The following is a 25,917-nucleotide window of genomic DNA, read 5'->3' as shown; positions in this document are numbered from 1 at the left end:
CCCGCCTGGCCTGAAAGGACACCGCCTTGGATCGTGATCTCCTCGACAAGCTGACCGCATGGCGGCGCCATCTGCATGCCCATCCCGAGCTTGGCCGGTACGAGAAGGCGACGAGCGCCTTCGTGCAGGAAAAGCTGAACGAGCTCGGCGTGCCCTTCGTCGCGGGGATCGGGGGCTATGGTGTCGTGGCGACGCTGAGGCGAGGAACGTCCGATCGTTCGGTGGGGCTTCGCGCCGATATGGACGCGCTGCCGATCCAGGAGGCGAGCGATCTGCCTTACAAATCGGGCACTGCGAACGTCATGCATGCCTGTGGGCACGACGGACATACGGTCTCGCTGCTGGGCGCGGCTGCGCTCCTTGCCCGCGACGAGAGCTGGAGTGGCACGGTCCAGCTGGTCTTCCAGCCGGCGGAAGAAGGGGCGGGCGGCGCCCAGGCGATGGTCGCGGACGGGTTGTTCGAGCGTTTCCCGATGGAGCGTATCTTCGGGCTGCACAACTGGCCGGGGCTGGAAGCCGGCGCCGTTGCCGTGCACCATGGCCCCGTGATGTCGGAGCCCGGCCGTTTCCAGGTCACACTCAAGGGCACGGCAGGCCATGCGGCGAAGCCCGACCTGACGCGCGATCCGATCATCGCGATGGGGCATCTTCTCGTCGCGCTGCAGACTATCGTGGCACGCAATGTCGACCCGATGGATTCAGCGGTCGTCTCCGTCGGCCAGATCCATGGCGGGCTTGCGCCGAACCAGATCCCGACCAGCGTCTGGATCGACGGGACCTACCGGACCTTCAAGCCCACCGTACGTGAGCGTGTAATGGCGCGCATCCGCGGCATCTCCGAGAACATCGCTGCCACCTTCGAGATGGAGGCCGTGGTCGAATTCTCGATCGGCGGTCTCGCCACCATCAATACGCCTCTGGAGGAAGAAATGGCGGCGAGCGCTGCCAAGTCCGCCGGGTTGACCTTGCGCCGCGACATTCCGGCGAGCACCACCGGCGAGGATTTCTCCTGGATGCTCAAGGAGCGGCCCGGTGCCTATGTCTGGGTCGGCAACGGCCCGGCTCGGGATGGCGGCGAATTGCACAATGATCGCTACGACTTCAACGACGCCATCCTGCCGGCGACGGCAGGATGGCTGGCGGCGGTGGCGAAGCAGTCGCTGGAGGGCGAACTCTCGAACGCGCCGGTCAGTCGAACCTGACCAGATTGTGGATCGGCAGCGGGCCGCCGGGGAACTGGACGAGGTGCGCGCCGTGCGCAAGCGGGCCGGGTAGAGCCTTTCAAAACGGGCTCACCGGGAAGAACCGGAGATAGAGCCTTGCATAGGTGCCGTCGTCCCAGAGCGATTGCAGCGCGTAGTCGAGGCCCCGCTTCAGGACGAGGTCGTCCTTGCGCGTGAGGAAGCCGACACCCTCGCCGAAATAGCGGCTCTCGAGGAAGGGGCTGCCGGTGAAGGCGAGCTCGCCGCCGCTGGTCCCTGCCAGCAGGAGCGAGAGCGCGACGCCGTCGGCGAAGACGAACTCCGCCTCTCCGCTGCGCAGCGCCGCGATCGCGCCCGCAAGCGTGCCGGTTTCGCGGCGCTGAACGAAGGGCAGGAGCCGCTCGAGGAACGCCTGGTGCGCAGTGCCGCCGACGACGGCGATGCGCTTGCCCTGAAGCGTGCGTGGATCGAGATCGGCCCGGGCGTTGCCGCGCGTGGTGACGAGACGGGCGGTGCTGCGGAAATAGAGATGGCTGGCGGCGAAGCGGCTGCGCAACTGCGGGGTGAGGTTGAGCGCCGCCGCCAGCACGTCGCCGCGTCCCTCAGTCAGTGAATCGAGCAGGGTGTCGAAGCGGCGCGCCTGCACCGTGCAGGTCCAGCCGAGCTTTTCGCAGGCGGCGCGCGCGAGCTCGACCGAGAAGCCGGTCAGCGTGCCGTCGGCGGCGGAAAAATGCAGCGGCGGATAGTCGTCGTCGGTGAGGAAGCGGACGATGCGCGGCGGGCCGGGCTCGGGCCGGTCGAGCCTGATGCGCTGATCCCAGAAATTGGGCACGACGACGCGCGATTGCGCCGCTGCCTGGCCTGCGGCCAGTGTCGAGACGGCAAGAGCGAGGATGGCGAACAGGCGCATCATCGGCGCATCTGGCGCGAGCTTCGCGGCGCGATCAAGCCCTCAAACCCTCACCGTCACCCGCGACGTCATCCTGGACAAGCCGCGTAGCGGCGCAGGTCCGGGATCCATCGTAGAGTTCTGAGCCCTCCGATGGATCCCTGGGTGACCTTTGGTCGCCCAGGGTGACGGCGGGTTTCCGGGCGGCTTGTTAGTGGGTGAGCGCGGCCGCTGTCGCTTTCGCGCCATGCTGGAACAGTTTTGCGAGCTGGGTCTCCACCGCTTGGGTGAAGGCGGCTTCGCGCGGCAGCTCCGTGCCGAAGATGCTCTCGATCCCGAGCAGCGCGGAGCTGAGCGCTTTTGCGTCGCGGCCGGCCGAAGCGGCACGCTTGGCGAACTCTGCCGCCAGCGGGTCGCGCACGTCGATCGCGCCGCCCTTTTCGTCGCTGCCGGTGACGTAACGCATCCAGGCTGCGACGCCCAGCGCGAGATGGTCGATCGACGCGCCGGCCTTCAGCCGGTCGCGGATGGTGCCGAGCAGGCGTTGCGGCAGCTTCTGCGAGCCGTCCATGGCGATCTGCCAGGTGCGATGGCGGATCGCCGGATTCTGGAAGCGGGCGAGGAGCGCGCTCGCATAATCCGGAAGGGCGACGCCTTGCGGCGCCGGCACGCTCGGGATGATCTCGGCCCAGAGGCCGTGCAGGAAGCGGGCGAAGACTGCATCGCCGCTGGCTTGCGCCACCGTCTCATGCCCGGCGAGATAGCCGAGATAGGCCAGGCTCGAATGCGCGCCGTTGAGCATGCGCAGCTTCATGAACTCGAAGGGCGCGACCTCTAGGACGAGCTGAGCGCCGACCTCGCCCCAGGCCGGGCGGCCGATAGTGAAGACGTCTTCGATCGCCCATTGCCGGAAGGGCTCGCCGATGACGGGGGCGGCGTCGTGCAGACCGAGCAGGCTCTCGACCTCGGCGATGTCGGTGTCTGTCGTGGCAGGCACGATGCGGTCGACCATGGTCGAGGGGAAGGCACCGTGGGCCTCGATCCATTGGGCGAGCGTGTCGTCGCGCAAGGCGGCGAAGTCGCGGATAAGGCCGCGCAGCACCTTGCCGTTATGGGGGAGGTTGTCGCAGCTCATCGCGGTGAAGGGAGCAAGGCCGTCCGCCTTGCGGATCGCAAGCGCGGCGGTGATCAGGCCGATCGCCGAGCGCGGTGCATCGGGATGGTCGAGATCGTGCAGGATGTCGGGATGATCCTCCCGGAGCCGGCCGGTCGCGGGATCGTGGCAATAGCCCTTCTCGGTGATCGTCAGCGAGACGATGCGGGTCTCGGCGGAGGCCATGCGGGCGATGAGGGTCGCAGGATTCTCGGGCGCGACGAGCACATCGAGGACCGAGCCGATGACGCGCAACTCCGGACCGGCCGGCGCGCGCTTCAGGAAGGTGTAGAGCCCGTCCTGCGGCTTCAACCGGTCGCGCTGGTCGGGCCGCTGCAGGCTGGCTCCAATGATGCCCCAGGCGGCGAAATCCCGCTCAAGCGCGTCTTCGGTATAGTCGGCGAGATGGGCACGGGCAAAGGCGCCCAGACCCAGATGGACGATGCCGGGCTTGAGCTTTTCCCGGTCATAAGCCGGGCGCCGAAGCGTGGCGGGCAGGGAGGCGAGGGCGGAGGTCGAGAGGCGCATCAGCGGAACAGACTCGGTAGCCAGAGCGAGAAGCTCGGAACATAGGTCACCAGCAGCAGGACCGCTACACTTGCTCCGTAGAACGGCCAGATCGATTTCATCGATTCCATGATGGTGATCTTGCCGACGGCGCAGGCGACGAACTGGACCGAGCCGACTGGCGGAGTGTTGAGGCCGATACCGGCGTTGAGGATCAGGATCACGCCGAAATGGATCGGGTCCACGCCGATCGCCTTGACCACCGGCAAGAACATCGGGGTGCAGATGATGATCATCGGCGCCATGTCCATGAAAGTGCCCAGCACCAGCAGGATGAGGTTGATCATCAAGAGGATGATCAGCGGATTGTCCGAGACGGCCTTCATCGCGTTGATCGTCGCCTGCGGCACTTGCAGGAAGGCCATCAGCCAGCCGAAGGCGCCGGCCGTGCCGATGATCAGCAGGACCATCGAGGTGGTGCGTACCGCGCCCAGCAAAGCGTGGAGGAAATTCTCCCAGTCGAGCTGGCGGTAGACCAGCGTCGTGATGAAGAGGGCGTAGATCACCGCGATGCAGGAGGATTCGGTTGCGGTGAAAATGCCGGAACGGACGCCGCCGAAGATGATGACGATCAGCAGCAGGCCGGGAATGGCGACGACGAAATAGCGCAAGATCGCGGAAAAGCCCGGGAAACGCCCGGCCGGGTAACCGCGCCGCATCGCCACGAACCAGGCGGTCAGCATCAGGGACGCCGCCAGCATCAGGCCGGGAATGATGCCGGCGGTGAAGAGATCGGCGATCGAGATGCCACTGCCGGCCGCCAGCGAATACAGGATCATGTTGTGCGAGGGCGGCAGCAGCAGCGCGATGATGGCGGCGTTGGCGGTGACGTTGACGGCATAGTCGGCGGCATAACCGCGTTTGACCATTTGCGGGATCATGATGCCGCCGATGGCCGAGGCATCGGCGACGGCCGAGCCCGAGATGCCGCCAAACAGCGTGCAGGCGACGACGTTGACCTGGCCCAGGCCGCCGCGCAGATGGCCCACCATCGAGGCGGCGAAGGCGATGATGCGCTCGGCGATGCCGCCGCGGATCATCAGATCGCCGGAGAAGATGAAGAACGGGATCGCCATCAGCGAAAAGACGCTGATCTGCGAGTTGATCTGCTGGAACACGACGACCGGCGGGATGTCCATGTAGAGCACGGTCGCGAGCGAGGCGAGCCCGAGGCAGAAGGCGACCGGCGCACCGATGATCAGCAGGGCGGAGAAAACGCCGAAGAGAACCCAGATTTCCATGGATCAGAGCTCCCCGCCGCCGACGCGGTCGGCCTGCACGCGCAAGGGCGCGCGCTGGACGCCGGTGAGGATCAGCAGCACGCGCTCGATGCTGAAGAACACGACCAGCGCGCCGCCGACGACGAGCGGCATGTAGTCCCAGGATTTGGCGATGCCGATCAGCGGAATGCGGTCGGTCCAGCCCTTGTCGACGAGTTGCAGGCCATAGACGACCATGGCGATGCCGAAGAGCAGGATCAGGCTCTGGATGAACAGGACGAGGCCCGCCTCGACATGCCTGGGCACATAGGCGAGCAGGCTCTCGAAGCCCATATGGTCGCTCTCGCGCACGCCGACCGCGGCGCCCAGGAAAATGAACCAGGCCATCAGCAGCAGCGAGCCGGCTTCGACCCAGGTCGGCGTGTCGTTGAGGATGAAGCGGCCGAAGACGCCCCAGGCGATCAAGGCGGTCATCAGCATGATGCCGGAGCCGGCCGCTATCAGCACGACGAGGGTGACCTTCGCCGCAAGCCGCGACAGGGCAAGTGTGAATGCGTGCATGAGGTGTCCTGGGGCGCTTTGCTGGTCGATAGTGGCAACCTCCAGCCCCTCATCCCTCGAAACGCGCCTGCGGCGCTCCTCAGGATGAGGGCCGAGAGTGGCGGCGACCCGCCGGGGCCACCGCTCGTTCAGACGTCAGGCGCTCACTTCACCGCCTGAATGGCGGCGACCATGTCCTTGAGCTTCGCGTCGGTGACGAACTTGTCGTAGACGGGCTTCATCGCGTCGATGAAGGGCTGCTTCTCGACGGTGTTGATCTGCGCACCGCCGGCCCGGACCTTGGCCTCCGAGGCCTTCTCACGAGCGTCCCAGAGTTCGCGCATCTTGGCGACGGATTCCTTCGCCGCCGCCTTGATCAGCGCCTGGTCGGCGGCGTTGAACTTGGCGAAGGAGCGCTTCGACATCACCAGCACTTCCGGCGAGAGCGAATGCTCGGTCAGCGAGTAGAATTTCGAGACCTCGTAGTGCCGGGTTGATTCGAAGCTCGGCCAATTGTTCTCGGCACCGTCGATGACGCCGGTCTGCAGGCCGGAATAGACCTCGCCGAAAGGCATCGGCGTGGCGTTGGCGCCGAGCGCCTGGACCAGCGCGACGAACATGTCGGATTGCTGGACGCGGATCTTCATGCCCTTCATGTCGGCGGGCGTGCTGATCGGGCGCTTGCCGTTGTAGAAGGAGCGCGAGCCGGATTCGTAGAAGGCGAGCCCGATCAGGTCATGCGCCTCGAACTTCTTGAGAAGCTCGTCGCCGATCGGCCCGTCCATGACCTTCCGCATATGGTCGACCGAGCGGAAGATGAAGGGCAGCGAGGGCACATTGGTTTCGGCGATCAGGTTGTTGAACGGCGCCATATTGATGCGGTTCAGGTCGATCACGCCGAAGCGGGTCTGCTCGATCGTGTCCTTCTCCTGGCCGAGCTGGGCGGAGTGGAAGACGTTGATCTTGATGCGGCCATTGCTGCGCTGATCGAGCAACTGGCCCATGTATTTGACCGCCTCGATCGTCGGATAGCCGTCGGGGTGGATGTCGGTCGAGCGCAGGGTGACGTTCTGAGCGCTTGCCGTGCCGGTGACGGCGGCGAACATGGCCGCGCCGGCCAAGACCGCGAAGGTGCGTTTTGTCAACATTGTCGGTTTCCTCTCCCATTGTCGTGCGCCGGTTTTTCCCGGTCGTTCTTGCCCTTGATGGGCGGCCAGCCGGCCCCTGCCGGTCAGGCGAAGATCAAAGAAACTCCTCGCGCATCGGCGTGAAGGAATCGACGAGCTGCCCGGCCTCGACCGCGACGACACCGTGGACGAGATCGGCAGGCACGAAGAAGCTGTCGCCGGCGATCAGGCGCTCGGTCCGGCCGTCGATGGTGACGTCGAAGACGCCGCTCTCGACATAGGACGCCTGCCGGTGCGGGTGGCTGTGCGCCTTGCCGACCGCGCCGGCTTCAAAAGCGACGCGCACGATCATCAGATCGGGGCCATAGGCCATGATCTTGCGCTTCACGCCGGGTTCGGTCGGCTCCCAGGCCAGGGTGGCCTCGTGCTGGAAGAAGGAATTGAGACGGTTCGTCATCGCGCCAGCCAGCCTCCGTCGACGGGAAGGATGGCGCCGTGCATGTAAGCCGCCGCATCGCTTGCCAGGAAGACCGCCGCACCGCCGATATCCGAGGGCTTGCCCCAGCGCGCGGCGGGAATGCGGGCGAGGATCGCCGTGCTGCGCTCCGGGTCGGCCCGCAGGGCTTGGGTGTTGTTGGTCTCGATATAGCCGGGCGCGATCGCGTTGACGTTGATGCCCTTGGCGGCCCATTCGCAGGCGAGCAGTTTGGTCAGCCCGGCAAGCCCGCTCTTGCTTGCGGTGTAGGAGGCGACGCGGATGCCGCCCTGGAAGGAGAGCAGCGAGGCGATGTTGACGATGCGGGCGCTGCGGCCGGCGGCAAGCGCTGCCTTGGCGAAGGCCTGGCTGAGGAAGAACGCCGCCTTGAGATTGAGGTTCATGACCTCGTCCCAGTCGGCCTCGCTGAAATCGAGCGCGTCCGAGCGGCGGATGATGCCGGCATTGTTGACCAGGATGTCGAGCGGGCCGACGGCGGCCACCGCGCTTGCGATTGCCTCGGCCGCGACGCCGGGCTGCTGCAGATCGAGTTGAAGCGGTACGGCATTTGCGCCCGCCGCCTCGATCAGCCCCAGCGTCTCGCTCATATCCGAGCGTCCTGCGGCGACGATCGTCGCTCCGGCCTCAGCCAGCGCCAGCGCGATACCCTGGCCGATGCCGGTATTGGCGCCGGTGACCAGCGCGGTGCGGCCTTCGAGCGAGAAGGGCGAGCGGCGGGTCATCAACGCAGCGTCTCCACGGGAGCCGGATCCATGTCGGTGAACTCGACATTGTCGCCGGCCATGGCCCAGACGAAGGCGTAGTTCGAGGTGCCGCAGCCGCAATGGATCGACCAGTTCGGTGAGATCACCGCCTGCTCGTTGGCGACCAGGAGATGGCGGGTCTCCTGCGGCTCGCCCATGAAATGGAAGACGCGGTGGGCGGGATCGAGGTTGAAGTAGAGATAGGCCTCCATGCGCCTCGTATGGGTGTGGCAAGGCATGGAGTTCCAGACCGAGCCCGGCTCCAGTGCCGTCATGCCCATCACCAGCTGGTTGGTGCCGGTGGTGTTGGGCATGATGTACTGCCGGATGGTGCGCTTGTTCGATGTCTCGGCTGAGCCGAGATGGATGGTATTGGCCTCGCTCTTCGCGATCAGCTGGTGCGGCGCCTCGCGATGCGCCGGGGCGCTGGTCAGGTAGAATTTCGCCGGGTTGGCGGCGTCCGCGCTGGCGAAGGAGACCTCCTTCGCGCCGAGCCCGACATAGAGCGCGTCGAGATTGGGGATGTCGAAGCGCTGGCCATCGACGGTGACGCTGCCTACGCCGCCGAGATTGATCACGCCGAGTTCGCGCCGCGCCAGGAAGAAGGGTGTGCCCGTCGGCGCGAAGGGCTCGAGCGTCAGCGGCTTTGCCGCAGGTGTCGCACCACCGACGATCATGCGGTCGTAATGGCTGTAGGTCAGCGTGACCTCGCCGGGCACGAAGATGCGCTCGATCAGGAAGTCGTCGCGCAGGGTTTGCGTCTCATAGCGCTTCACATCGCGCGGATGAGCGGCCTGGCGTTCGTCGATTGTCTTCGTCGTGGAGGTCACAGCTTGTAGGCCTCCTTGGCCAGGCGGTAGGCGAGGTCATGGGCGACTTCGGCCGCCTCGTCCTCGTCGAGCCGGTGTTCGGCGACGAGCTTGGCGAGGTAGGTGCAGTCGCAGCGGCGGGCGACGTCATGGCGCGCGGGGATCGAGAGATAGGCGCGGGTGTCGTCGTTGAAGCCGACGGTGTTGTAGAAGCCGGCAGTCTCGGTGGTCAGCTCGCGGAAGCGCAGCATGGCCTCGGGCGCATCGAGGAACCACCAGCCAGGTCCGAGCTTCAGCGCCGGGTAATGCCCGGCCAGCGGCGCGAGCTCGCGCGAATAGCTGGTCTCGTCGAGCGTGAAGGCGATGACGGTGAGGTTGGGCTCGTTGCCGACAGCGTCGAGCAGTGGCTTCAATGCCGTGACATAGTCGGTCTGGCGCGGAATGTCGGCGCCCATGTCGCGGCCGAATTCCTCGAACAGGCTGGCGTTGTGGTTGCGGAAGGAGCCGGGGTGGATCTGCAGAACGAGCCCGTCATCGAGGCTCATCTTGGCCATCTCGGTCAGCATCTGGCCGCGGAAGAGATCGGCATCCTCGGCCGAGGCCTTGCCCTTGACGACCTTGGCGAAGAGCTTCTCGGCGTCGGCCTGCGAGAGGTTTGCGGTGCGGGCCGTGGCATGGCCGTGGTCGGAGGAGGTCGCGCCGCGCTCCTTGAAATAGGCTCGGCGCTTGCGATGCGCCTCGAGATAGCCGGTCCAGGCGAAGACGTCCTCGCCGGTCAATTCGCCGAGGCTGGCGAGGTTCTCGGCAAAGCCCTCGAATTCGGGATCGACGACGCTGTCGGGCCTGTAGGCGGTGACGACCTTGCCGCCCCAGCCGGAGGTGCGGATCATGTCGTGCCATTTCAGATCGTCGAGTGCGCCTTCGGTGGTCGAGATCGCCTCGATGTTGAAGCGCTCGAACAGGGCGCGCGGCCTGAACTCCGGCTGGTCGAGCTTCCCGGCGATGACGTCGTAGATCGCGTCGGCATTGGCGGGGGTAAGCCGCTCGTTGACGCCGAAGATGCTGGAGACGGCGTGCTCGAACCACAGTCGTGTCGGCGTGCCGCGGAACAGGTGCCAGTGGTTGGCGAAGAGCTTCCAGATAGCGCGCGGATCGCTCTTGGCCGGCTTGCCGCCCTTGCGGGTGATGCCGAGCTGCTCCAGCCGGACGCCTTGCGAATAGAGCATGCGGAAGATGTAATGGTCCGGCTTGACGAAGAGAGTCGCGGGATCGGGAAAGGCCTTGTTCTCGGCGAACCAGCGCGGATCGGTGTGGCCATGCGGCGAGATGATCGGCAGATCGCGAATGCCCGCATAGAGCCGCCGCGCGATGCCGCGCGTCACCGGATCCGCAGGAAAGAGGCGATCATCGTGCAACAACATCAAGCAGGACTCCAGCACGCACCGGCCAGGACAGGCCGGGCAGCGTCGGATAAATATACTAATATACTAGCGTGTCAAACCACATCATGCTATCGCGATTGAGCGCTGCGGCAAGATTGCTGCGGCTTCGTGCGAAGGGGAGTTTCGCCGGGCGTGGATGAGACGAGGGCGATGCCGGAGATGGCGAATGCGCTGGAGGCGGCGGTCGATCTCGTACGCCGGGAGCGCCGGCCGATGCGCGGCGCCGGGACATCCTCCGGCCGCTCGACGGCGGCCTCGCTGGTGCAGGACGAGATGCGGCGCGCCATTCTCGCCATGCAGATCGCGCCGGGTGCGGCTCTCGTCGAGAAGGAGCTGACGGCCCGTTTCGGCATCAGCCGCACGCCGGTGCGCGAGGCGCTGATCAAGCTGAAGGAGGAGGGGCTGGTCGAGGTCTTTCCACAGGCCGGCACCTTCGTGGCGCGGATCCCGATCGAGGCGATTCCGGAAGCCGTGTTCATCCGGCAGGCGCTTGAATGCGCCACCATTGATCTCGTTGCCGGCATCGCGACGCCCGAGATCGTGGCGCGGCTCGATGCGGTGATCGCGCGCCAGCATGAGGCCCTCGACGAGGGCGACCAGGAGCGCTTCCATCTGTTCGATGAGGCTTTCCACGAGACGATTGCGATCTGCGCGGGTTACCCCGGCATCTGGAAGCTGGCGCATGCTGCCAAGAGCCAGATCGATCGCTGCCGGCGCATGACGCTGCCGGTGCCGGGCCGGATGGCGATGGTGATCCGCGAGCATCTCTCGATCGTCGATGCGGTGCGGCGCAAGGACGGCCCGGCGGCGCAAGCGGCCATGCGCAAGCATCTCGGCACATTGCTGCCGGACCTCGTCCATCTGCGTGCGACGCATCCCGACTATTTCGTCTGACCGCCCTGCGCGGCGCGGAGCTTGCTAGAGGCGGGGATGACGCGCGACGCTGGCGTTGCCTGTCACAGCCGAATCCAGGACGAGGATACTCCCCGATGACCAACCCCGCCGATCTGAGCGCGGCCGATCTGCTCGATGCCTATCGCGCCAAGACACTCTCTCCTGTCGAAGTGACGGAGGCCGTAATCGCCCGGATCGACGCCTATGAGCCCAAACTCAAGGCGCTCTATGCCTATGATCCGGCTTCCGCGCTCGCCGCCGCCAGGGCTTCCGAGACACGCTGGTTCAAGGGCGAGGCGCTGCCGCTCGACGGCGTGCCGGGTACGATCAAGGAGAACATCGCGACCAAGGGCGTGCCGATGCCGATCGGGACGGCGGCGCGCGACCTCGTCCCGGCGACAGAGGACGCACCGGTCGCGGCCCGGCTGAACGAGGCGGGCTTCGTCACGCTCGCCAAGACGACGATGCCCGATTACGGCATGCTCTCCTCCGGGCTCTCCAGCTTTCACGAACTCGCCCGCAATCCCTGGAACCTGGCGATGAACCCCGGCGGTTCCTCGGCTGGGGCGGGAGCAGCGGGCGCTGCCGGTTACGGTCCCCTGCATGTCGGCACCGATATCGGCGGCTCGGTCAGGCTGCCGGCCGGCTGGTGCGGGCTTGTCGGCCTGAAGCCGAGCTTCGGGCGGGTGCCGATAGACCCGAGCTATTACGGCCGCGTCGCCGGCCCGATGACGCGCACGGTGACCGATACGGCGCTGATGATGCGCGAATTGTCCAAGCCCGACACGCGCGACGGCATGAGCCTGCCGCCGCAGGAGATCGACTGGCTGTCGCTCGACATCGACCTGAAGGGCCTGCGGATCGGCCTGCAGCTCGACCCCGGCATCGGCATCGAAGTCGAGCCCGAGACGAAGGCCGCGATCGAGGCGGCGGGCAAGGCTTTCGAGGCCGCGGGCGCGATCGTGACGTCTGCTCCGGCTTTTATGACGCGCACCATGCTCGACGGGCTCGACGATTTCTGGAGCCAGCGCGCCTGGGCCGATATCGGCGTGCTGACGCCGGAGAAGCAGGCCAAGGTGCTGCCCTATATCTTCCAATGGGCGGAACGCGGAAAGGCGCTCTCGGGCGAACGGGTCTATCGCGGCATGAGCCAGATGCTGGCGATCAAGGACGCGGCGCTGAAGCAGAGCGCGCCGTTCGATTTCGTGCTGTCGCCGGTCTCGCCGGTGCCGAGCTATCCGGCCGAGCTCGCCTCGCCGATCCATGATCCGGATCGGCCCTTCGAGCATATCTGCTTCACGCTTCCCGCCAACATGTCCGACCAGCCCTCGATCTCGGTGCATGCCGCAATGACCAAGGGCGGTTTGCCGATCGGCTTGCAGATCACAGGCAGGCGCTTCGACGATCTCGGCGTGCTGCGGATGGCGAAGGCCTGGGAAGACCTGCGTGCGCCGATGCCGGCGTGGCCCTCCCTTCTCCCCTCGGGGGAGAAGGTGTCTGCGTAGCAGACGGATGAGGGAAGGGTCGCGGAAGCGGCCCTTTTCTTATCGCTACGTGGAGAATTCCCTCATCCGTCAGCGCTTCGCGCTGCGACCTTCTCCAACCCATCTCAGGCTTGCCCGAGATGGGCGACCCTAAGTGTCAAAGTCGACAACAGCCGACTTTGATGGGGGAGAAGGAAAAGCTGCCGCCCTGCCTGCGATCTCGCCCAGCGCGACGGCGGTCAGCAGGCCGTTGCCGGAGAGGTAGCCTGAGGCCTGCGCACCGGAGACGCCGACCGCCGCGCCGCCGCAGGCGTGGAGATTGGGGAAGGCCCGGCCGCCCTTATCCAGGACGCGGGCGGCGGCATCGACGCGCAACCCGCCCTGGGTGTGGAACAAGGCTCCGGTGACGCGGACTGCATGGAATGGCGCTGCCAGGGGCGGCACATTTGAGAAGTCGCGTCCGAAGCGGTCTTGCCCCTCGCCACGCTTCAACACGGCGACCTCGCCGGCGGTGTCGGCCAGTGTGGCACCCGGAAGGCCGGTCTTTGCGGCCAGATCTTCGATCGAGGCGGCACTGACGATCGCGCCCTGCGCCTCGGCGTTCTGGAAATCCTCGAACTGACGCGCGATGCCGGCGATGCGGGCGTCGAAGATCGTCCAGGCCTTGCCTTCGGGCTGGCGCAGCACGGTGGCGGCCTGCTCGGAATAGCCATGGCTCTCGTCGGAGAAGCGTTCGCCCAGAGCGTTGACCTGAAAACCGCCCTCCATGATCGTCGCCCAGCTGATCAGGATGCCATGCGGCTGGGCGACCGAGCCATGGCCCTGATGGCCCGACATATCGACAAGCTCCGCGCCGAGCTGCTCGCCCCAGAGCACGGCGTCGCCCTCATTGCCGGAATGGCCGAACCAGAGCGCTTCCGTCATGTGCGGGATGTGACGCGCCACCAGAACGCGGTTGCCGCCATAGCCATTGCAGGCGAGCACGAGCGCCTTGCAGCCGATCCTCTCCTCGCCGCCATCGGGACGTGTGCCGGCGATGCCCGCGATCATACCGTCCGGACTCCGGAACAGGGTGGTGGCGCGAAACCCGGTGAGGATCGGGATCTCCTGGGCCTCCACGGCCTCGCGTAGACGATCGATCAGCTCCGAGCCGGTGCGCTTGGGCAGGCCGTGCATGCGTCTGGCGGAATGGCCGGGATAGGAGAAATTGGTGATGACGTCGAAAGGCAGGCCATGACGATCGGCGAGCCATTCGAGCACCGGTCCGATGCGCTCGGCCAATCGCTCGACCATGGCGGCATCGGGCTCGTGATGCGCCTTTTCGAGGATGTCCCGCGCGAACAGGGCCGGACTGTCCTCTATGCCGGCCTGCCGCTGGAAGCGCGTGCCCGCGGCTGGGATGAGCCCGGCCGAAAGCGCGGTCGAGCCTGAGGGAACGGCATCACGCTCGACGATGACGACCTCGGCTCTGGCCTCCTTCGCGGCGAGGGCGGCGACGAGCCCTGCCGCGCCTGCGCCGATGATCAGGACATCGGCCTCCGCCTCGAAGGCGATGGCGTCGACTGGGCGGACAGTGTTCATGACGCGGCTATCTCGGCCATGGCATCCGCGATCGTGGCGATACGGGCGACGGGCCTGAGCGCGGCGATGGCTTCTGCATGCATCATCTCGGTCGGGGCGGCGCAGCCATCTTCCAGCACGGTCACGTCGATGTCGCGGACATGGGCGTCGCGTACCGTCGAGGCGACGCCGCCATTGGTGACGATGCCGCAGACGATCAGGTGTTCGATGGCGAGCTTGCGCAACAGCCATTCCAGCCTCGTCTGGTAGAAGGCGGAATAGGCGATCTTCTCGACCGCGATATCGATGGGCTGCAGGGTGTCGACCACCTGATGGCCCCAGCCGCCGGGCAGGAAATCGCCCTTGCGCAGGAAGGGCCGCATCTGCAGCAGATGCGGCGAGATCAGCGGCTCGCCGCCGCGCCCCGGCACCAGGGTGAACTGGGTCGCGGCAACGAGCCCGCCCTTGGCGCGGATGAGGTCGGCCAGCGGTTTGAGCTTGACTGGCAGCGCCTGCGCCTGCGGGGAGGCGGCCCTGCCGCGCGCATAGGCCCCGTCGGGATGGATGAAGTCGTTCTGCAGATCGACGATCAGCAAGGCGGTGTGGGCGAGGGGCGTCATGTCGCCGACCCCTCGTCATTCCCTGCGAAGCGAAGCAATCCAGGAGGGCGTAGGGCTCTGCCGCTCCTGGATTGCTTCGTCGCTGCGCTCCTCGCAATGACGTGAAGGGTCATGGCTCAGCTCCTGAGGATCACGAGATTGCCCAGCGCGTCGACCTCCGCCGTCAGGCCGGGATCGAGCAGGATCGTGGCGTCGGATTGCTCAAGCATCGCCGGCCCCTCGATCCTGGCGCCGACCGGCAGATCGAGCCGCGACCAGATCGCCGTCTCGCGCCACTGGCCCTCGAGATAGACCTGGCGCGAGCCGCGCCGCGCTGCCTCCAACGTTGCACCGGCGGCGGGGGCCAGCGCCGTCAGGTCGAAGGCGGGGCGGCGGCCGATCGCGGCCGTGCGCAGCGTGACGATGCGAACCGGGATACCGGGCAAGAGGCGGCTGAAGGCAGCGCCATAGGCCTTGTCGAAGGCCTCGCCGATTATGGTGCTGGTCACGCCGGTGCGCCCGTCGGTAAGCGTCACCGGCAGGGGCACTGCGACCGTATGGGTCTGCCCGAGATAATGCATGTCGAGTTCATAGAGCACGTCGATGCGCTCGACGCTCAAACCGGCATCGCTGACGATTGCATGGGCTTCTGCGCCGGCCTCGACCATGCGGGCGTCGAGGGCGGCGGCGTCGAGACCGTCGAGCATCAAATTCACCGTCTGCACGCCGTCATGGCGGATATCGGCGATGACGCAGCCGAGCGCCGAGGTGACGCCCGGGAAGCGTGGCACCAGCGCGCCGCGCAGGCCGACCTCCTTGATCAGCGCGCCGGCATGGAGTGCGCCGCCGCCGCCGAAGGGCATGGCCAGGAACTTTGCCGGATCATGGCCGCGCTCGATCGAGACCAGCCGGATCGCGCCGGCCATGCGGGCATTCGCGATCTTCACGATCGCCTCCGCCGCCGTCATCACGTCGAGCCCAAGCGGCTCTGCGATCTTGAGGCGGATCGCCTCACGCGCGGCCTCGACATCCAGGCTCTGCAAGGTGCCGAGCGGTTTCGAGCCGTCGATGCGGCCGAGCACGAGATTGGCGTCGGTCAGGGTCGGGCGGTCATTGCCCCCGCCATAGCAGACCGGGCCGGGGCGCGAGCCCGCACTTTCCGGCCCCACTTCGAGCAGGCCGCCGGCATCGACGCGGGCGATCGAACCGCCGCCGGCGCCGATGGTGGTGATCTCGATCATCGGCGTGCGGATCACCATGCCGAAATCGATCGTGCTCTGGGCGGCGAGCGCCGCTTCTCCGCCTGCGATCAGCGAGACGTCGAAGGAGGTGCCGCCGAGATCGCCGGTGATGACATCGGGAAAGCCGGCGGCGCGGGCGATCGCAGCGGCGGCGATGACCCCCGCGGCAGGGCCCGACAGGGCGGTGCGGATGGGGAGCTTGCGGGCGGTGGCCGTCGACATCACGCCGCCATTGCTCTGGACGATGTGGAAGCGGCCGGTGAAACCATCCTTGGCCAGCGCATCCTCCAGCCTTCCAAGATAGGAGCCGACCAAAGGCTGGAGCGTGGCATTGAGCGCGGTCGTCGAGGCGCGTTCGAATTCGCGGATCTCGGGCAGGATCGCGCTGGAGCAGGCGAGGTGCTCGTTCGGCCAGACCGCGCGGGCCGCTTCCAGCGCAGCGCGCTCATTGGCGGGGTTGGCGTAGGCGTTGATGAAGATGATCGCCAGCGCCTCGCAGCCCTGGCTCGCAAGCGTCTTGGCGGCCTCGCGCACGGCATCGAGATCGACGGGGGTGCGGATCGTGCCGTCGGCAAGCGTCCGCTCGGGCACCTCCAGCCGGTTCTCGCGGCTGGCTACGGGCGTGAAATCGCCCCACAGCCCCCAGGTCTGGCGGCGGTCGCGGCGGCGCATCTCCAATGCGTCGCGGAAGCCCGGCGTGGTGATGACGCCGACCTTGGCGCCCTTGCGCTCGAGCAGGGCGTTGGTGCCGACCGTGGTGCCGTGGACGATCGAGGCGAGGCCGGCGACGGGTCCGAATGTCGTCAGGCCGGCGATGAAGCCCTGGGCCTCATCGCCACGCTGCGACGGAACTTTCGCGACGCGGAAGCGCTTTTCCGCCTCGTCGAACCAGAACAGGTCGGTGAAGGTGCCGCCGACATCGACGCCGACGACGGCCTTGGGGGAGGGAATCATGATTTTGGTTCCAGAATATACAGGATCCGCCGGCCGTCATTGCGAGCGAAGCGAAGCAATCCAGGGGTGGCAGTGCTCCACGTCCTCCTGGATTGCTTCGTCGCTTCGCTCCTCGCAATGACGGTCATGACGCGTCGACACCGTATTGCGCCTGCGCGGCTTCCGCGCTCACATATCCGTTCGCCACATCGCGCCGCACTGCGGCCGCATCGCGCTCCCTTGGGTGGCCATAGCCGCCGCCGCCGGGGCTTTCGAGCCGGACGCGCTGGCCCTTGGCGATGTGGATGTCAGTGATCTTGGTGACGAGTGGCGGCGATGTCGGGCCGTCCGGGCCGTCATAGACGAAGCGGTTCATCGCGGCCGGGCCGCCCCCGGCGACGCCGAAGGGCGGGAATTTGCCGCGCTCGCCGAGCAGGAAGACATCCGCGCCCGACTGCGCCAGCGCCTCGATCTCGTAGATCGCGCCGCAGCCGCCGCGATGACGGCCGGCTCCGCCGGAATCGGGCCGCAGCGCCCATTGCGTGAACATCACGGGATAGGCGGCTTCGAGGATTTCGGCCGGCGGGATCGTCGCGGTCGAGATCGGATTATTGCCGTGGTTGAGGCCGTCGCCTTCGGGATTGCCGCCCAAGCCCCCGCCGAAGAAGGAGAACATCACGAAGCGCGAGCCGTCGTCGCGATGGCCAGCCAGCGAGAGCGCGTTGATCGTGGCGTAGGGCGAGCCATTGGCGCGCTCGGGCGCGATCTGGGCGAAGACGCCGAAGACGGTGTCGATGACGCGCAGGATCGTCTCGGTATAGCCGCCGACGGGCTTGGGTGCCTTGACGCCGAGCAGGGTGCTGTCGGGGATGATGAAGCTGATCGGCTTCAGCACGCCGGCATTGGCCGGGACATGCGGAAAAATGTGCTTCAGCGCAACATAGCAGCAGGCGACCGCGGTGGAATAGGCGATGTTGAGTGGGCCCTGGCATGGCGGGGCCGAGCGCGAGAAATCGAGCGTCATCAGATCGCCCGCGATCGTCAGGTCGAGCGCGATCCTGAGCGGGGTGTCGGTGATGCCGTCATTGTCGAGGAAATCGTCGAAGGAATAGCGGCCATCCGGGAGGGCTGCGATCTCGGCGCGCATCAGCGCCTCGGCGCGGGCGCTGAAGGCGTCGAGCGCGGCATCGACGGTGGCGACGCCGTAGTCCGCCAAGAGCGCGTCGAGGCGCTGCTCGCCGAGATCGAGCGCGTTCAACTGGCCGTTGAGATCGCCCCAGTTCGATTGCGGCAGGCGCGAATTGGCATTCAGGATCTCGACGATGTCGTGCTGGAATTCGTACCTGCGCACGAGCTTCACCGGCGGGATGCGGAAGCCCTCCTGAAAGCTTTCCGTCGCCTTCGCGTTGAAATTGCCGGGCACATTGCCGCCGACATCGAGCCAGTGGCCGACCGAGGCCAGCCAGCAGAACAGTTTGCCGTCGCGGAAGATCGGCCGCACCAGGCGCATGTCGTTGAGATGCGTGCCGCCCTCATAGGGGTCGTTGAAGAGCCAGGTGTCGCCGGGGTCGTTGATGGCGCCGGCCTCGACCCTGTCGATCACTGCCTTCACCGCAAAGGCCATGGCGCCGACGAAGATCGGCAGGCCCGAGGTACCCTGCACCAGGGTCGCGCCGGTGGTGGCGTGGTAGAGGCCGTGGCAGGCGTCATGCGCCTCGGCGATGATCGGGTTGAAAGCGGAGCGGTAGAGCGTCGCGTCCATCTCGTTGGCGATCTGCTCCAGCCGGCCCTTCAGCACGGCGAGCGTGACGGGATCGAGCGTCATGGTCATGCCTGCCTGCTCTTTTCGGCCGCCGCGATGATCTGCTCGGCTTCATAGCTCCGGCCGGCCGCGATCATCTGCGGCGTGCCGATCACGGCGTTGAGCTGGTCGAAATCGAACATCTGGTTGCGGAAGGCGTCGGTCGAGCCGTCGCGCTTCAGCGTGCCGTAGAAATCCTGGGCGGCGCGGGCGAGCGCCCGGACGATGCCGCCGGGGAAGATGACGAGCGAGAAACCGAGTGCCTCCAACTCCTTTGCCGATTTGATCGGCGTGCGCCCGCCCTCGACCATATTGGCCATCAGCGGAGCCAGGCCCGTCAGCTCGGCGGTAACACGGCCAAGCTCGTCGGCGGAACCCGGCGCCTCGACGAAGAGCATGTCCGCGCCGGCCTGCGCATAGAGATGAGCGCGTTCGAGCGCGGATTCGAAGCCCTCCACGGCGATAGCGTCGGTGCGGGCGATGATCAGCGTCTCCTGCGAGGCGCGGGCATCGACGGCAGCCTTGATCTTGCCGACCATCTCGGCGGCCGGGATCACGCTCTTGTCGGCGAGATGGCCGCAGCGCTTGGGAAAGCTCTGGTCCTCGATCTGCAGGGCATTGGCGCCGGCGCGCTCGAACAGGCGCATGGTGCGCTGCATGTTGAGCGCATTGCCATAGCCGGTATCGGCATCGACGATCAGCGGCGTCGCGATGCGGTCGCGGATCATGGTGATGGTGTCGGCAACCTCCGCCATCGAGACCAGGCCGATATCAGGGCGGCCGAGGCGGGTATAGGCGATCGAGGCGCCGGAGACGTAGAGCGCCTCGAAGCCGGCCGCCTCGCCGAGCGAGGCGGTGAGCGCGTCATAGACGCCCGGCGCCAGCACGATCTCCGCCTGAGCGAAGCGTGCCTTCAGGGAAAGGGTCATGATTGCTGTCCGTTCGGGGTAGCGGGCGCGGCTGCGAGCAGGGCGTTCAGCGTGTCGAGTGTCCCGGCCTGCGGCAGGGCGTCGATTTGGGCGAGGATCGCGGCGGCATGAGCCTCTCCCCAGACCGGTCCGGTGAGATCGAAGAATTTCTCGCGAATCTCGGCTGCGCTATAAGGATCCTCGGTGTCGCCGCGGTTGGTCAGCGCTTCCGCTTCCAGCACGCGACCGTCAATCAACGTGATCGTGACCTTGGCGGGCCGTAGCGCCGGCAGCTTGGCGGTCGCGGCCTCGTCCTCGCGGACGAAGACGCGGCGGGTGAGGTCGCGGGTGCCGGGTTCGAGCCGCGCCGGTTCGCGGAAGGCCTCGACGGTCGCCGCACCGTGAACGATCGTGGTCGCGATCGAGAAGGGCAGCGAGAACTTCGCCGCCAGCATGTTGTGCGGCTCCTGGCCGGCGAGCTGCGCCGCCCAGATATAGGTGCCGACATCGATGCGGGCGATCTGCTCCGGGGCGATGCGGCCGCCTTCGCTGGCCACGATCCGGCTGAGCGCATCGAGCGCGCCGTGATTGTAGCGGCAGCAGGCGTGGCGCTTGAAATAATTGCGCGCGATCTCCCAGCGCTGCCCCAGCGCCTCGACCATCACGTCAGGCTGCCAATGATCGGCGATGACCGAGCCATAGACGGTGCCCAAGCCGTCGGCCTCGCCGGTGAAGCCCGAGGCGACCAGGCCATCGACCATCAGGCCGATCTGGTTGGAGAAGCCCGCGAATGTGTTGCGGACCGTGCCGCCCTCCAGCATCGTCCGGCGGCTGGTCGTGAGGCCGAGCGAGGAGGCGACGTTGATCGTCTCGATCATCGCGGCGGCATCGCGCTTGTGCAGCCAGGCGATGGCGACGGCGGCCCCGACCGTGCCCCAGGTGCCGTGCGGATGCATGGTGATGCGCAGTTTCGAGGCGATGCCGATGCGCGCGCCGATCTCGTAGCCGAGCGCGATCGCGGTGATCACGTCCTTGCCGCTGGCCTTGGCCTGGACGGCCGCTGCGAGCACGGCGGGTACGACATGGATGCCGGGATGGCCGCGGGCGAACTGGTTGCCCTCGTCGAGCTCCAACATCGTGCCGGCCGTGCCGTTCAGGAAAGCGGCGAGACTCGGCGTCGCCTTGCGGCCGCTGCCGATGATGGCGGCGCCCGAGACGTCGTCGGAGGGGGCGAGCCGGTTGGAGAGCGCGATCGTCTCCGACTCCTGCGCGCCGGCGGCGATGGCGGCGGCCGAGTCGGCGATGACCTGAACGGTGCGCGAAACGACCTCGGGCGGCAGGTGCTCGAAGCGCAGATCGGCGCAGAAGGCGGCGAGCTCGCTGAGCCAGCCCGGCGTAGAGGGGCGCTGCATCACGGGTTCGGCGCGGGGCTGGGCGCTGACGGCGGCGTTTGCGTTCATGACGGCCTCACAATCCGAGATAGGCATGTTTCAGGGCCGGGTCGGCGGCGATCCGGCTGGAGGGACCTTCGACGACGATGCGGCCGTTTTCGAGCACATAGGCGCGGGCGGCGAGTTCGAGCGACTGCACGACATTCTGCTCGACCAGCAGCACGGCGAGGCCCTCGCCGGCGATGCGGGCGATGAGCGCAAACATCTCCTCGACCAGGAGCGGCGAGAGGCCGAGCGACGGTTCGTCCAGGATCAAGAGCTTCGGCTCGCCCATCAGCCCGCGCCCGATGGCGAGCATCTGCTGCTCGCCGCCCGAGAGCGTGCCGGCGGCCTGGCCCATGCGTTCGCGCAGACGCGGGAAGAGCTCGAACATGCGCTCCAGATTGGCCTCGCGCGCCGGCTTGCCGCGCCGGTAGCTGCCGAGCACGAGATTGTCGCGCACGCTCATATTGGGGAAGATCCGGCGCCCCTCCGGCACATGGATCAGCCCGGCGGCGACGATGGCCGAGGCCTTGAGGCCGGCGATCTCCTGACCCAGGAAGCGGATCGTGCCGGAGCGCGGCTTGAGCAGGCCGGACAAGGCGCGGTTCAGCGTCGTCTTGCCGACGCCGTTGGCGCCCAGCACCGCGACGATCTCGCCTGGTTTCACCTCCAGGCCGATGCCGCGCAGCACGTCTGCGCCGCCATAGCCCGCGATCAGGTTTTGGACCTCAAGCATGGTCTGCTCCCATGCCTGCCGACCCCTGCAGCCGCTTGGCTGCGCCCTGGCCGAGATAAGCTTCGATCACGGCCGGATTGGTGGCGATCTCGCTCGGCGTTCCCTGCGCGATGATGCGGCCCTGAGCCAGCACATGGATGTCCTCGCACAGGCTCATCACGGCCTGCATGACATGCTCGACCATCAGGATGGTGATGCCCCGGTCGCGGATCTGGCGGATGACCGGGATCATGTCGCGGATTTCCGATGGGTTGAGCCCGGCCAGCACCTCGTCGAGCAGCAGAAGCTTGGGTTCCGTCGCCAGCGCGCGCGCCAGTTCGAGCCGTTTGCGGCCGGAGACCGTGAGCGAGGAGGCCGGCTGGTCGAGCATGGCGCCGAGACCGACGAGGCTTGCGACCTCGCGCGCTCTGGCCTGCGCTTCGGCCCGGCCGGAATGACGCAGATAGGCACCGACGGCGATGTTCTCGACAACGCTGAGGCCCGCAAAAGGCTGGACGATCTGGAAGGTGCGGGCGATGCCGGCCTGGGCCCGCAGATGCGCGGGCTGCGCCGTGATGTCCTGGCCTGCGAAGAGAATGCGGCCTTCGCTGGCCTTCTCGAAGCCGGCGATGACGGCAAACAGGGTGGTCTTGCCGGCGCCGTTGGGGCCGATCAGCCCGGTGATCGAGCCGGCAGCGACCTTGAGGCTTGCGGCATTGACCGCGACGAGCCCGCCGAAGCGCTTGGTAATGGTCTCGACGGCGAGCATCAGGCGGCTCCTTCCGTCTTGGTGACGGTCATCTTGGCGTCGGTCGTCTTGGACGCGGTCGTTTTGGGCGTGGACGTCTCGGGCGTGACCTGGCTGCGGCCCAATCGCTTCAGCAGCCCCATCATGCCGTCGGGCGCGAAGGCGATCGCGGCGACCAGCAGCGCGCCATAGATCACGAGATCGATGCCGGGGATGCCGCCGGCGAAGAGTTTCGTCAGTTCGCCCAGGCCATGCAGCGTCACCGCGCCGACGATCGGCCCCAGCGGCGTGCCGATGCCGCCGATGATCGGGGCGATCAGCGCCTCGACCGAGATCCAGGAGCCATAGGCGATGCTGGCGTCGAGATAGAGGTAATATTGCACATAAAGCGCGCCGGCCGCGCCGGTGATGCCGGCCGAGAGCGTGATCGCCTTGAGCTTCACGGCAAGCGTGTCGACGCCGAGGGCGCGCGCCGCGTCCTCGTTCTCGCGCACGGCCGCAAACCAGGCGCCGAGGCGCGAGCGGGTGATTGCCGTCGTCAGCAGCAAGGTAAAGCCGACGAGCGCGAGCGCGATCCAGACGAAGGCGGCGCGGCTGGCGAACTGGAAGTTCTCGGGCCGGATATCGAGCTTGATCAGCGTGCCGGCCGCCCCGCCGGTGAAGGCCGAGGCATTGGCGAGGATGCGGAAGACCTCGGCGAAGGCGAGCGTCACCAGGGCGAAATAGGAGCCGCGCAGCCCCGAGCGGAAGCTGAGATAGCCGATGATCCAGCCGACCAGCGCCGCGATCGCGATGGCGGCGGTGAAGGCTGCCCAGGCATTGACGCCATAGCGCGCCTGCAGGAGTGCGGCCGCATAGGCGCCGCTGCCGAAGAAGGCGGCGTGGCCGAAGGAGAATTGGCCGCAGAGCCCGCCGAGCAGATTCCAGCCCTGGGCCGCCAGCGCGATGATCAGCGTGAAGACGATGAAGTTCAGCACCGTGTTGGCGGTGACGAAGACCGGGATCAGCGCTGCCAGCAGGAGCAGGACGAGCGCGGGGGCGAAGGCGCGCGAACTGCTCATGCGCGCGCTCCGAACAGGCCGGTGGGCCGCACCAGCAGCACCAGGATGAAGATCAGGAAGATGCCGATCTGGCCCAGGCTCTCGCCGAAGAACAAGCCGCACAGGCTCTCGACCACGCCGATGAAGAGGGCGCCCAGGAGCGCACCGGGGATCGAGCCCATGCCGCCGAGCACGACGATGGTGAAGGCGACCAGCACGAAGGCGTTTCCCGCGCGAGGCGTGACATAGAAGGTCGGCATCAAGAGGCAGGCGGCGATCGCCACGCAGGCCGCGCCCAGGCCGAAGGTGACGGCGTAGATATGGGCGACGTCGATGCCGGCCAAAGCCGCCCCGGTCTTCTCGCGGGCAACGGCGCGAATCGCCTTGCCGGTATCGGTGCGGGTGAGCAGCAGGCCGAGCAGCAGCGCGACCAGCAATGCCACGCCGAAGGCGAGCACGCGTGGCAGCGCCAGGAAGGTGAAGCCGAGATCGATCGAGGAGAAGGCGTAGGGCACGTCGATCGAGCGCGTATCGGAGCGGAAGATCGCGAGCATGGCGTTCTCGATCAGGATCGAGAGGCCCAGCGTCACCAGCAAGATGTTGCGGTCTTCGCCATGGCTTGCCGGGCCGATGATGAAGCGCTGCACGCCGTAGCCCAGCCCGAAGAACAGCGGCGTGACGATGAAGAGCGCGATGTAGGGATCGAGCCTGAAGACGGTGTGCGCGACATAGACGGCGAACATAGCCGCCGTCAGCGTCGCGCCATGGGCGAAATTGATGATGTGCAGCACGCCATAGACCAGCGTCAGGCCCAGCGCGATCAGCGCATAGACCGAGCCGGTCATCAGGCCGTTCAGCACGGCTGCGAGGATGATGTCTGGTGCGAACATGCTGCGCTCTTCCTTCTCCCCTTGGGGGAGAAGGTGTCGCCAAAGGCGACGGATGAGGGAAGGAATGACGAAGGTGAGATTCGGTAGCGTTCAGGCGCTGCCCTTCCCTCATCCGTCTCCGCTACGCGGAGTCACCTTCTCCCCATCAAAGTCGGCTGTTGCCGACTTTGACACTTTGGGTTGCCCATCTCGGGCAAGCCCGAGATGGGAGGGGAGAAGGATAGCCGCGTATGTCACGCCGGCACGGGGAAGATCGGCTTCGCGTCGGCGAAATCTGTCGGGAAGATCACCTTGATGTCGGCGCCCTGGACCTGGGTGTTCACCGGCGCGCCACCCTCGTTCTGGCCGTTGACGAACTTGGTCGGGCCATAGGGCATGATGTGACCGGCGAAGGTCGAGGCCATGAGCGCCTCGGTCAGCTTGGCCTTGTCGCCGGAGCCCGCCCTCTCCAGCGCGTCGGCGAGGAGCTGGACGCAGGAATAGTTGAGCGGGATGTTGTAGGTCCAGAACTTGCCGGAGGCTTCGACCTGCTTGCGCAGCGCCTCGGCGACAGGCTTGCGCGGATCGTGCCAGTGGTTGCAGTCCATCACGAACTGGGCGGCGTCCTGGAATTCCTTGACGAAGCGGAAATTCGAGGCCGCGCCGTTGAGCACGGCGTAGATGCCCTTCGGCTTGATGCGCTGCTGCTGCATGGTGCGGGCGAGCAGGGCGAATTCACCGTAATAGCTCGAGGGAATGACGAGATCGGGGTTCTTGGCGCGGATCTGGAGCGCGACGTTCGACATATCGCGCGACGGCGTCGGATGGGCGATCGTGTCCAGCACCTCGAAGCCGCGCTTGGGCAGTTCGGCCTGCATCAGCTTGGCCATGCCCGAGCCGAAGAGCCCGTCCTCATGCACCAGCACGACGGTCTTCGCCGGCTTGCCGGCGGCGTCGTTGAGCTTGGAGAGATTGTCGAGCGCGGTCTTGGTCACCGTGCCGAAGCCGGGGCCGAAGCGGAAGGTGTTCTTCAGGCCCCGCGTGACGATCGAATCGGCGACGCCGACATCGACGATATAGGGCAGGTCGTAGCGCGCGGCGGCCTGGGAGGCGGCAAGGCAGATCGGCGAGGCGAAGCCGCCGACGATCGCGACCACGCCCTCGGCCTGCATGCGTTCGACTTCGGCCGTGCCGCCTTCAGGCGTCGAGCGGGCGTCGCCGAAGACCATCTGGAGTTTCGCGCCGCCCATCGACTTGATGCCGCCGGCCTCATTGATCGCCTTGATCGCGGCCTCCGCGCCGATCTGGCCCTGCTGGCCGTCATAAGCGAGCGCGCCGGTGACGGGCTGCAGGATGCCGACCTTGATGGCGGGGGCCTGTGCGCGCAGCAGCCCGGGCATGGCGATGGTCGCCGCTCCGCCGATCGCCGCCGTCGTCAAAAGCGTGCGGCGGGAAAGCTCGGTTGTCCTGGTCATCTCACGTTCTCCTCTGTTTTGTTTGCGGT

The 25,917-nt window shown here is 66.8% G+C and carries 23 protein-coding genes; 3 read left to right on the top strand and 20 right to left on the bottom strand.

The window, feature by feature from the left end; all coding sequences use genetic code 11:
• Window positions 1–26: 26 nt before the first annotated feature.
• Complete coding sequence (locus BHK69_RS28970; protein ID WP_069693135.1) at window positions 27–1,202, top strand: amidohydrolase; 1,176 nt, start codon at window positions 27–29, stop codon at window positions 1,200–1,202.
• Between the two features lie 79 nt (window positions 1,203–1,281).
• Here BHK69_RS28970 and BHK69_RS28965 read toward each other — a convergent pair whose 3' ends face one another.
• The 9 genes from BHK69_RS28965 to uxaC form a co-directional block, all read right to left on the bottom strand.
• Window positions 1,282–2,115 carry a transporter substrate-binding domain-containing protein gene (locus BHK69_RS28965; protein ID WP_069693134.1) on the bottom strand — a complete coding sequence of 278 codons (834 nt, stop codon included), beginning with the start codon at window positions 2,113–2,115 and terminating at the stop codon, window positions 1,282–1,284.
• Between the two features lie 187 nt (window positions 2,116–2,302).
• Entirely contained in the window at window positions 2,303–3,772 is a 1,470-nt protein-coding gene (locus tag BHK69_RS28960) for a mannitol dehydrogenase family protein (protein WP_069693133.1), read from the bottom strand.
• Window positions 3,772–5,052, bottom strand: coding sequence for a TRAP transporter large permease (locus tag BHK69_RS28955; protein WP_069693132.1), 1,281 nt, complete (start codon window positions 5,050–5,052; stop codon window positions 3,772–3,774). Before BHK69_RS28955 ends, BHK69_RS28960 begins: the two co-directional genes overlap by 1 nt.
• 3 nt (window positions 5,053–5,055) lie before the next feature.
• Window positions 5,056–5,592, bottom strand: coding sequence for a TRAP transporter small permease (locus BHK69_RS28950; RefSeq protein ID WP_069693131.1), 537 nt, complete (start codon window positions 5,590–5,592; stop codon window positions 5,056–5,058).
• Window positions 5,593–5,735: 143 nt separating this feature from the next.
• Window positions 5,736–6,719 carry a TRAP transporter substrate-binding protein gene (locus BHK69_RS28945; protein WP_069693130.1) on the bottom strand — a complete coding sequence of 328 codons (984 nt, stop codon included), beginning with the start codon at window positions 6,717–6,719 and terminating at the stop codon, window positions 5,736–5,738.
• Between the two features lie 94 nt (window positions 6,720–6,813).
• On the bottom strand, window positions 6,814–7,155 hold the full coding sequence (locus BHK69_RS28940; RefSeq protein ID WP_069693129.1) for a cupin domain-containing protein: 342 nt from the start codon (window positions 7,153–7,155) through the stop codon (window positions 6,814–6,816).
• A complete protein-coding gene (gene kduD / locus BHK69_RS28935) occupies window positions 7,152–7,916 on the bottom strand; it encodes a 2-dehydro-3-deoxy-D-gluconate 5-dehydrogenase KduD (protein ID WP_069693128.1) in 765 nt (254 codons plus the stop codon). Before kduD ends, BHK69_RS28940 begins: the two co-directional genes overlap by 4 nt.
• On the bottom strand, window positions 7,916–8,767 hold the full coding sequence (gene kduI, locus BHK69_RS28930) for a 5-dehydro-4-deoxy-D-glucuronate isomerase (protein ID WP_425285538.1): 852 nt from the start codon (window positions 8,765–8,767) through the stop codon (window positions 7,916–7,918). Before kduI ends, kduD begins: the two co-directional genes overlap by 1 nt.
• Window positions 8,764–10,167 (bottom strand): glucuronate isomerase, encoded by a 1,404-nt coding sequence (uxaC, locus tag BHK69_RS28925; protein ID WP_148663619.1) that lies wholly within the window; start codon window positions 10,165–10,167, stop codon window positions 8,764–8,766. The genes kduI and uxaC overlap by 4 nt, the downstream gene beginning before the upstream one ends.
• A gap of 153 nt (window positions 10,168–10,320) precedes the next feature.
• On the opposite strand from uxaC, the gene BHK69_RS28920 reads away from it, so the two are divergent.
• Both BHK69_RS28920 and BHK69_RS28915 read left to right on the top strand, forming a co-directional pair.
• Window positions 10,321–11,082 carry a GntR family transcriptional regulator gene (locus tag BHK69_RS28920; protein WP_244548355.1) on the top strand — a complete coding sequence of 254 codons (762 nt, stop codon included), beginning with the start codon at window positions 10,321–10,323 and terminating at the stop codon, window positions 11,080–11,082.
• A 95-nt stretch (window positions 11,083–11,177) separates the two neighbouring features.
• A complete protein-coding gene (locus BHK69_RS28915) occupies window positions 11,178–12,587 on the top strand; it encodes an amidase (RefSeq protein WP_069693126.1) in 1,410 nt (469 codons plus the stop codon).
• Window positions 12,588–12,716: 129 nt separating this feature from the next.
• Here BHK69_RS28915 and BHK69_RS28910 read toward each other — a convergent pair whose 3' ends face one another.
• The 11 genes from BHK69_RS28910 to BHK69_RS28860 form a co-directional block, all read right to left on the bottom strand.
• Window positions 12,717–14,147 carry an FAD-dependent oxidoreductase gene (locus BHK69_RS28910; RefSeq protein WP_069693125.1) on the bottom strand — a complete coding sequence of 477 codons (1,431 nt, stop codon included), beginning with the start codon at window positions 14,145–14,147 and terminating at the stop codon, window positions 12,717–12,719.
• Window positions 14,144–14,746 carry a cysteine hydrolase family protein gene (locus BHK69_RS28905; protein WP_069693124.1) on the bottom strand — a complete coding sequence of 201 codons (603 nt, stop codon included), beginning with the start codon at window positions 14,744–14,746 and terminating at the stop codon, window positions 14,144–14,146. The genes BHK69_RS28910 and BHK69_RS28905 overlap by 4 nt, the downstream gene beginning before the upstream one ends.
• 116 nt (window positions 14,747–14,862) lie before the next feature.
• Window positions 14,863–16,920 carry a hydantoinase/oxoprolinase family protein gene (locus BHK69_RS28900; protein WP_069693123.1) on the bottom strand — a complete coding sequence of 686 codons (2,058 nt, stop codon included), beginning with the start codon at window positions 16,918–16,920 and terminating at the stop codon, window positions 14,863–14,865.
• Window positions 16,921–17,044: 124 nt separating this feature from the next.
• Window positions 17,045–18,730, bottom strand: a complete 1,686-nt coding sequence (locus tag BHK69_RS28895) for a hydantoinase B/oxoprolinase family protein (protein ID WP_069693122.1) — start codon at window positions 18,728–18,730, stop codon at window positions 17,045–17,047.
• Window positions 18,727–19,629 (bottom strand): isocitrate lyase/PEP mutase family protein, encoded by a 903-nt coding sequence (locus BHK69_RS28890; RefSeq protein ID WP_069693121.1) that lies wholly within the window; start codon window positions 19,627–19,629, stop codon window positions 18,727–18,729. Before BHK69_RS28890 ends, BHK69_RS28895 begins: the two co-directional genes overlap by 4 nt.
• Window positions 19,626–21,068: an MmgE/PrpD family protein gene (locus BHK69_RS28885; RefSeq protein ID WP_244548354.1), complete on the bottom strand. Its 1,443-nt coding sequence runs from the start codon at window positions 21,066–21,068 to the stop codon at window positions 19,626–19,628. The genes BHK69_RS28890 and BHK69_RS28885 overlap by 4 nt, the downstream gene beginning before the upstream one ends.
• Window positions 21,069–21,075: 7 nt before the next feature.
• Window positions 21,076–21,777 carry an ABC transporter ATP-binding protein gene (locus BHK69_RS28880; protein ID WP_069693120.1) on the bottom strand — a complete coding sequence of 234 codons (702 nt, stop codon included), beginning with the start codon at window positions 21,775–21,777 and terminating at the stop codon, window positions 21,076–21,078.
• Window positions 21,770–22,525, bottom strand: coding sequence for an ABC transporter ATP-binding protein (locus BHK69_RS28875; protein ID WP_069693119.1), 756 nt, complete (start codon window positions 22,523–22,525; stop codon window positions 21,770–21,772). The genes BHK69_RS28880 and BHK69_RS28875 overlap by 8 nt, the downstream gene beginning before the upstream one ends.
• Window positions 22,525–23,565, bottom strand: coding sequence for a branched-chain amino acid ABC transporter permease (locus BHK69_RS28870; protein WP_069693118.1), 1,041 nt, complete (start codon window positions 23,563–23,565; stop codon window positions 22,525–22,527). The genes BHK69_RS28875 and BHK69_RS28870 overlap by 1 nt, the downstream gene beginning before the upstream one ends.
• A complete protein-coding gene (locus tag BHK69_RS28865) occupies window positions 23,562–24,434 on the bottom strand; it encodes a branched-chain amino acid ABC transporter permease (protein WP_069693117.1) in 873 nt (290 codons plus the stop codon). The genes BHK69_RS28870 and BHK69_RS28865 overlap by 4 nt, the downstream gene beginning before the upstream one ends.
• 233 nt (window positions 24,435–24,667) lie before the next feature.
• Window positions 24,668–25,888, bottom strand: a complete 1,221-nt coding sequence (locus BHK69_RS28860) for an ABC transporter substrate-binding protein (protein WP_069693116.1) — start codon at window positions 25,886–25,888, stop codon at window positions 24,668–24,670.
• Window positions 25,889–25,917 lie beyond the last annotated feature (29 nt).

It is taken from the genome of Bosea vaviloviae (assembly GCF_001741865.1).
Lineage (GTDB): Bacteria > Pseudomonadota > Alphaproteobacteria > Rhizobiales > Beijerinckiaceae > Allobosea > Allobosea vaviloviae.
Note: the sequence above shows the minus strand (reverse complement) of the source record. Positions and strands in the feature narration are given on the sequence as shown.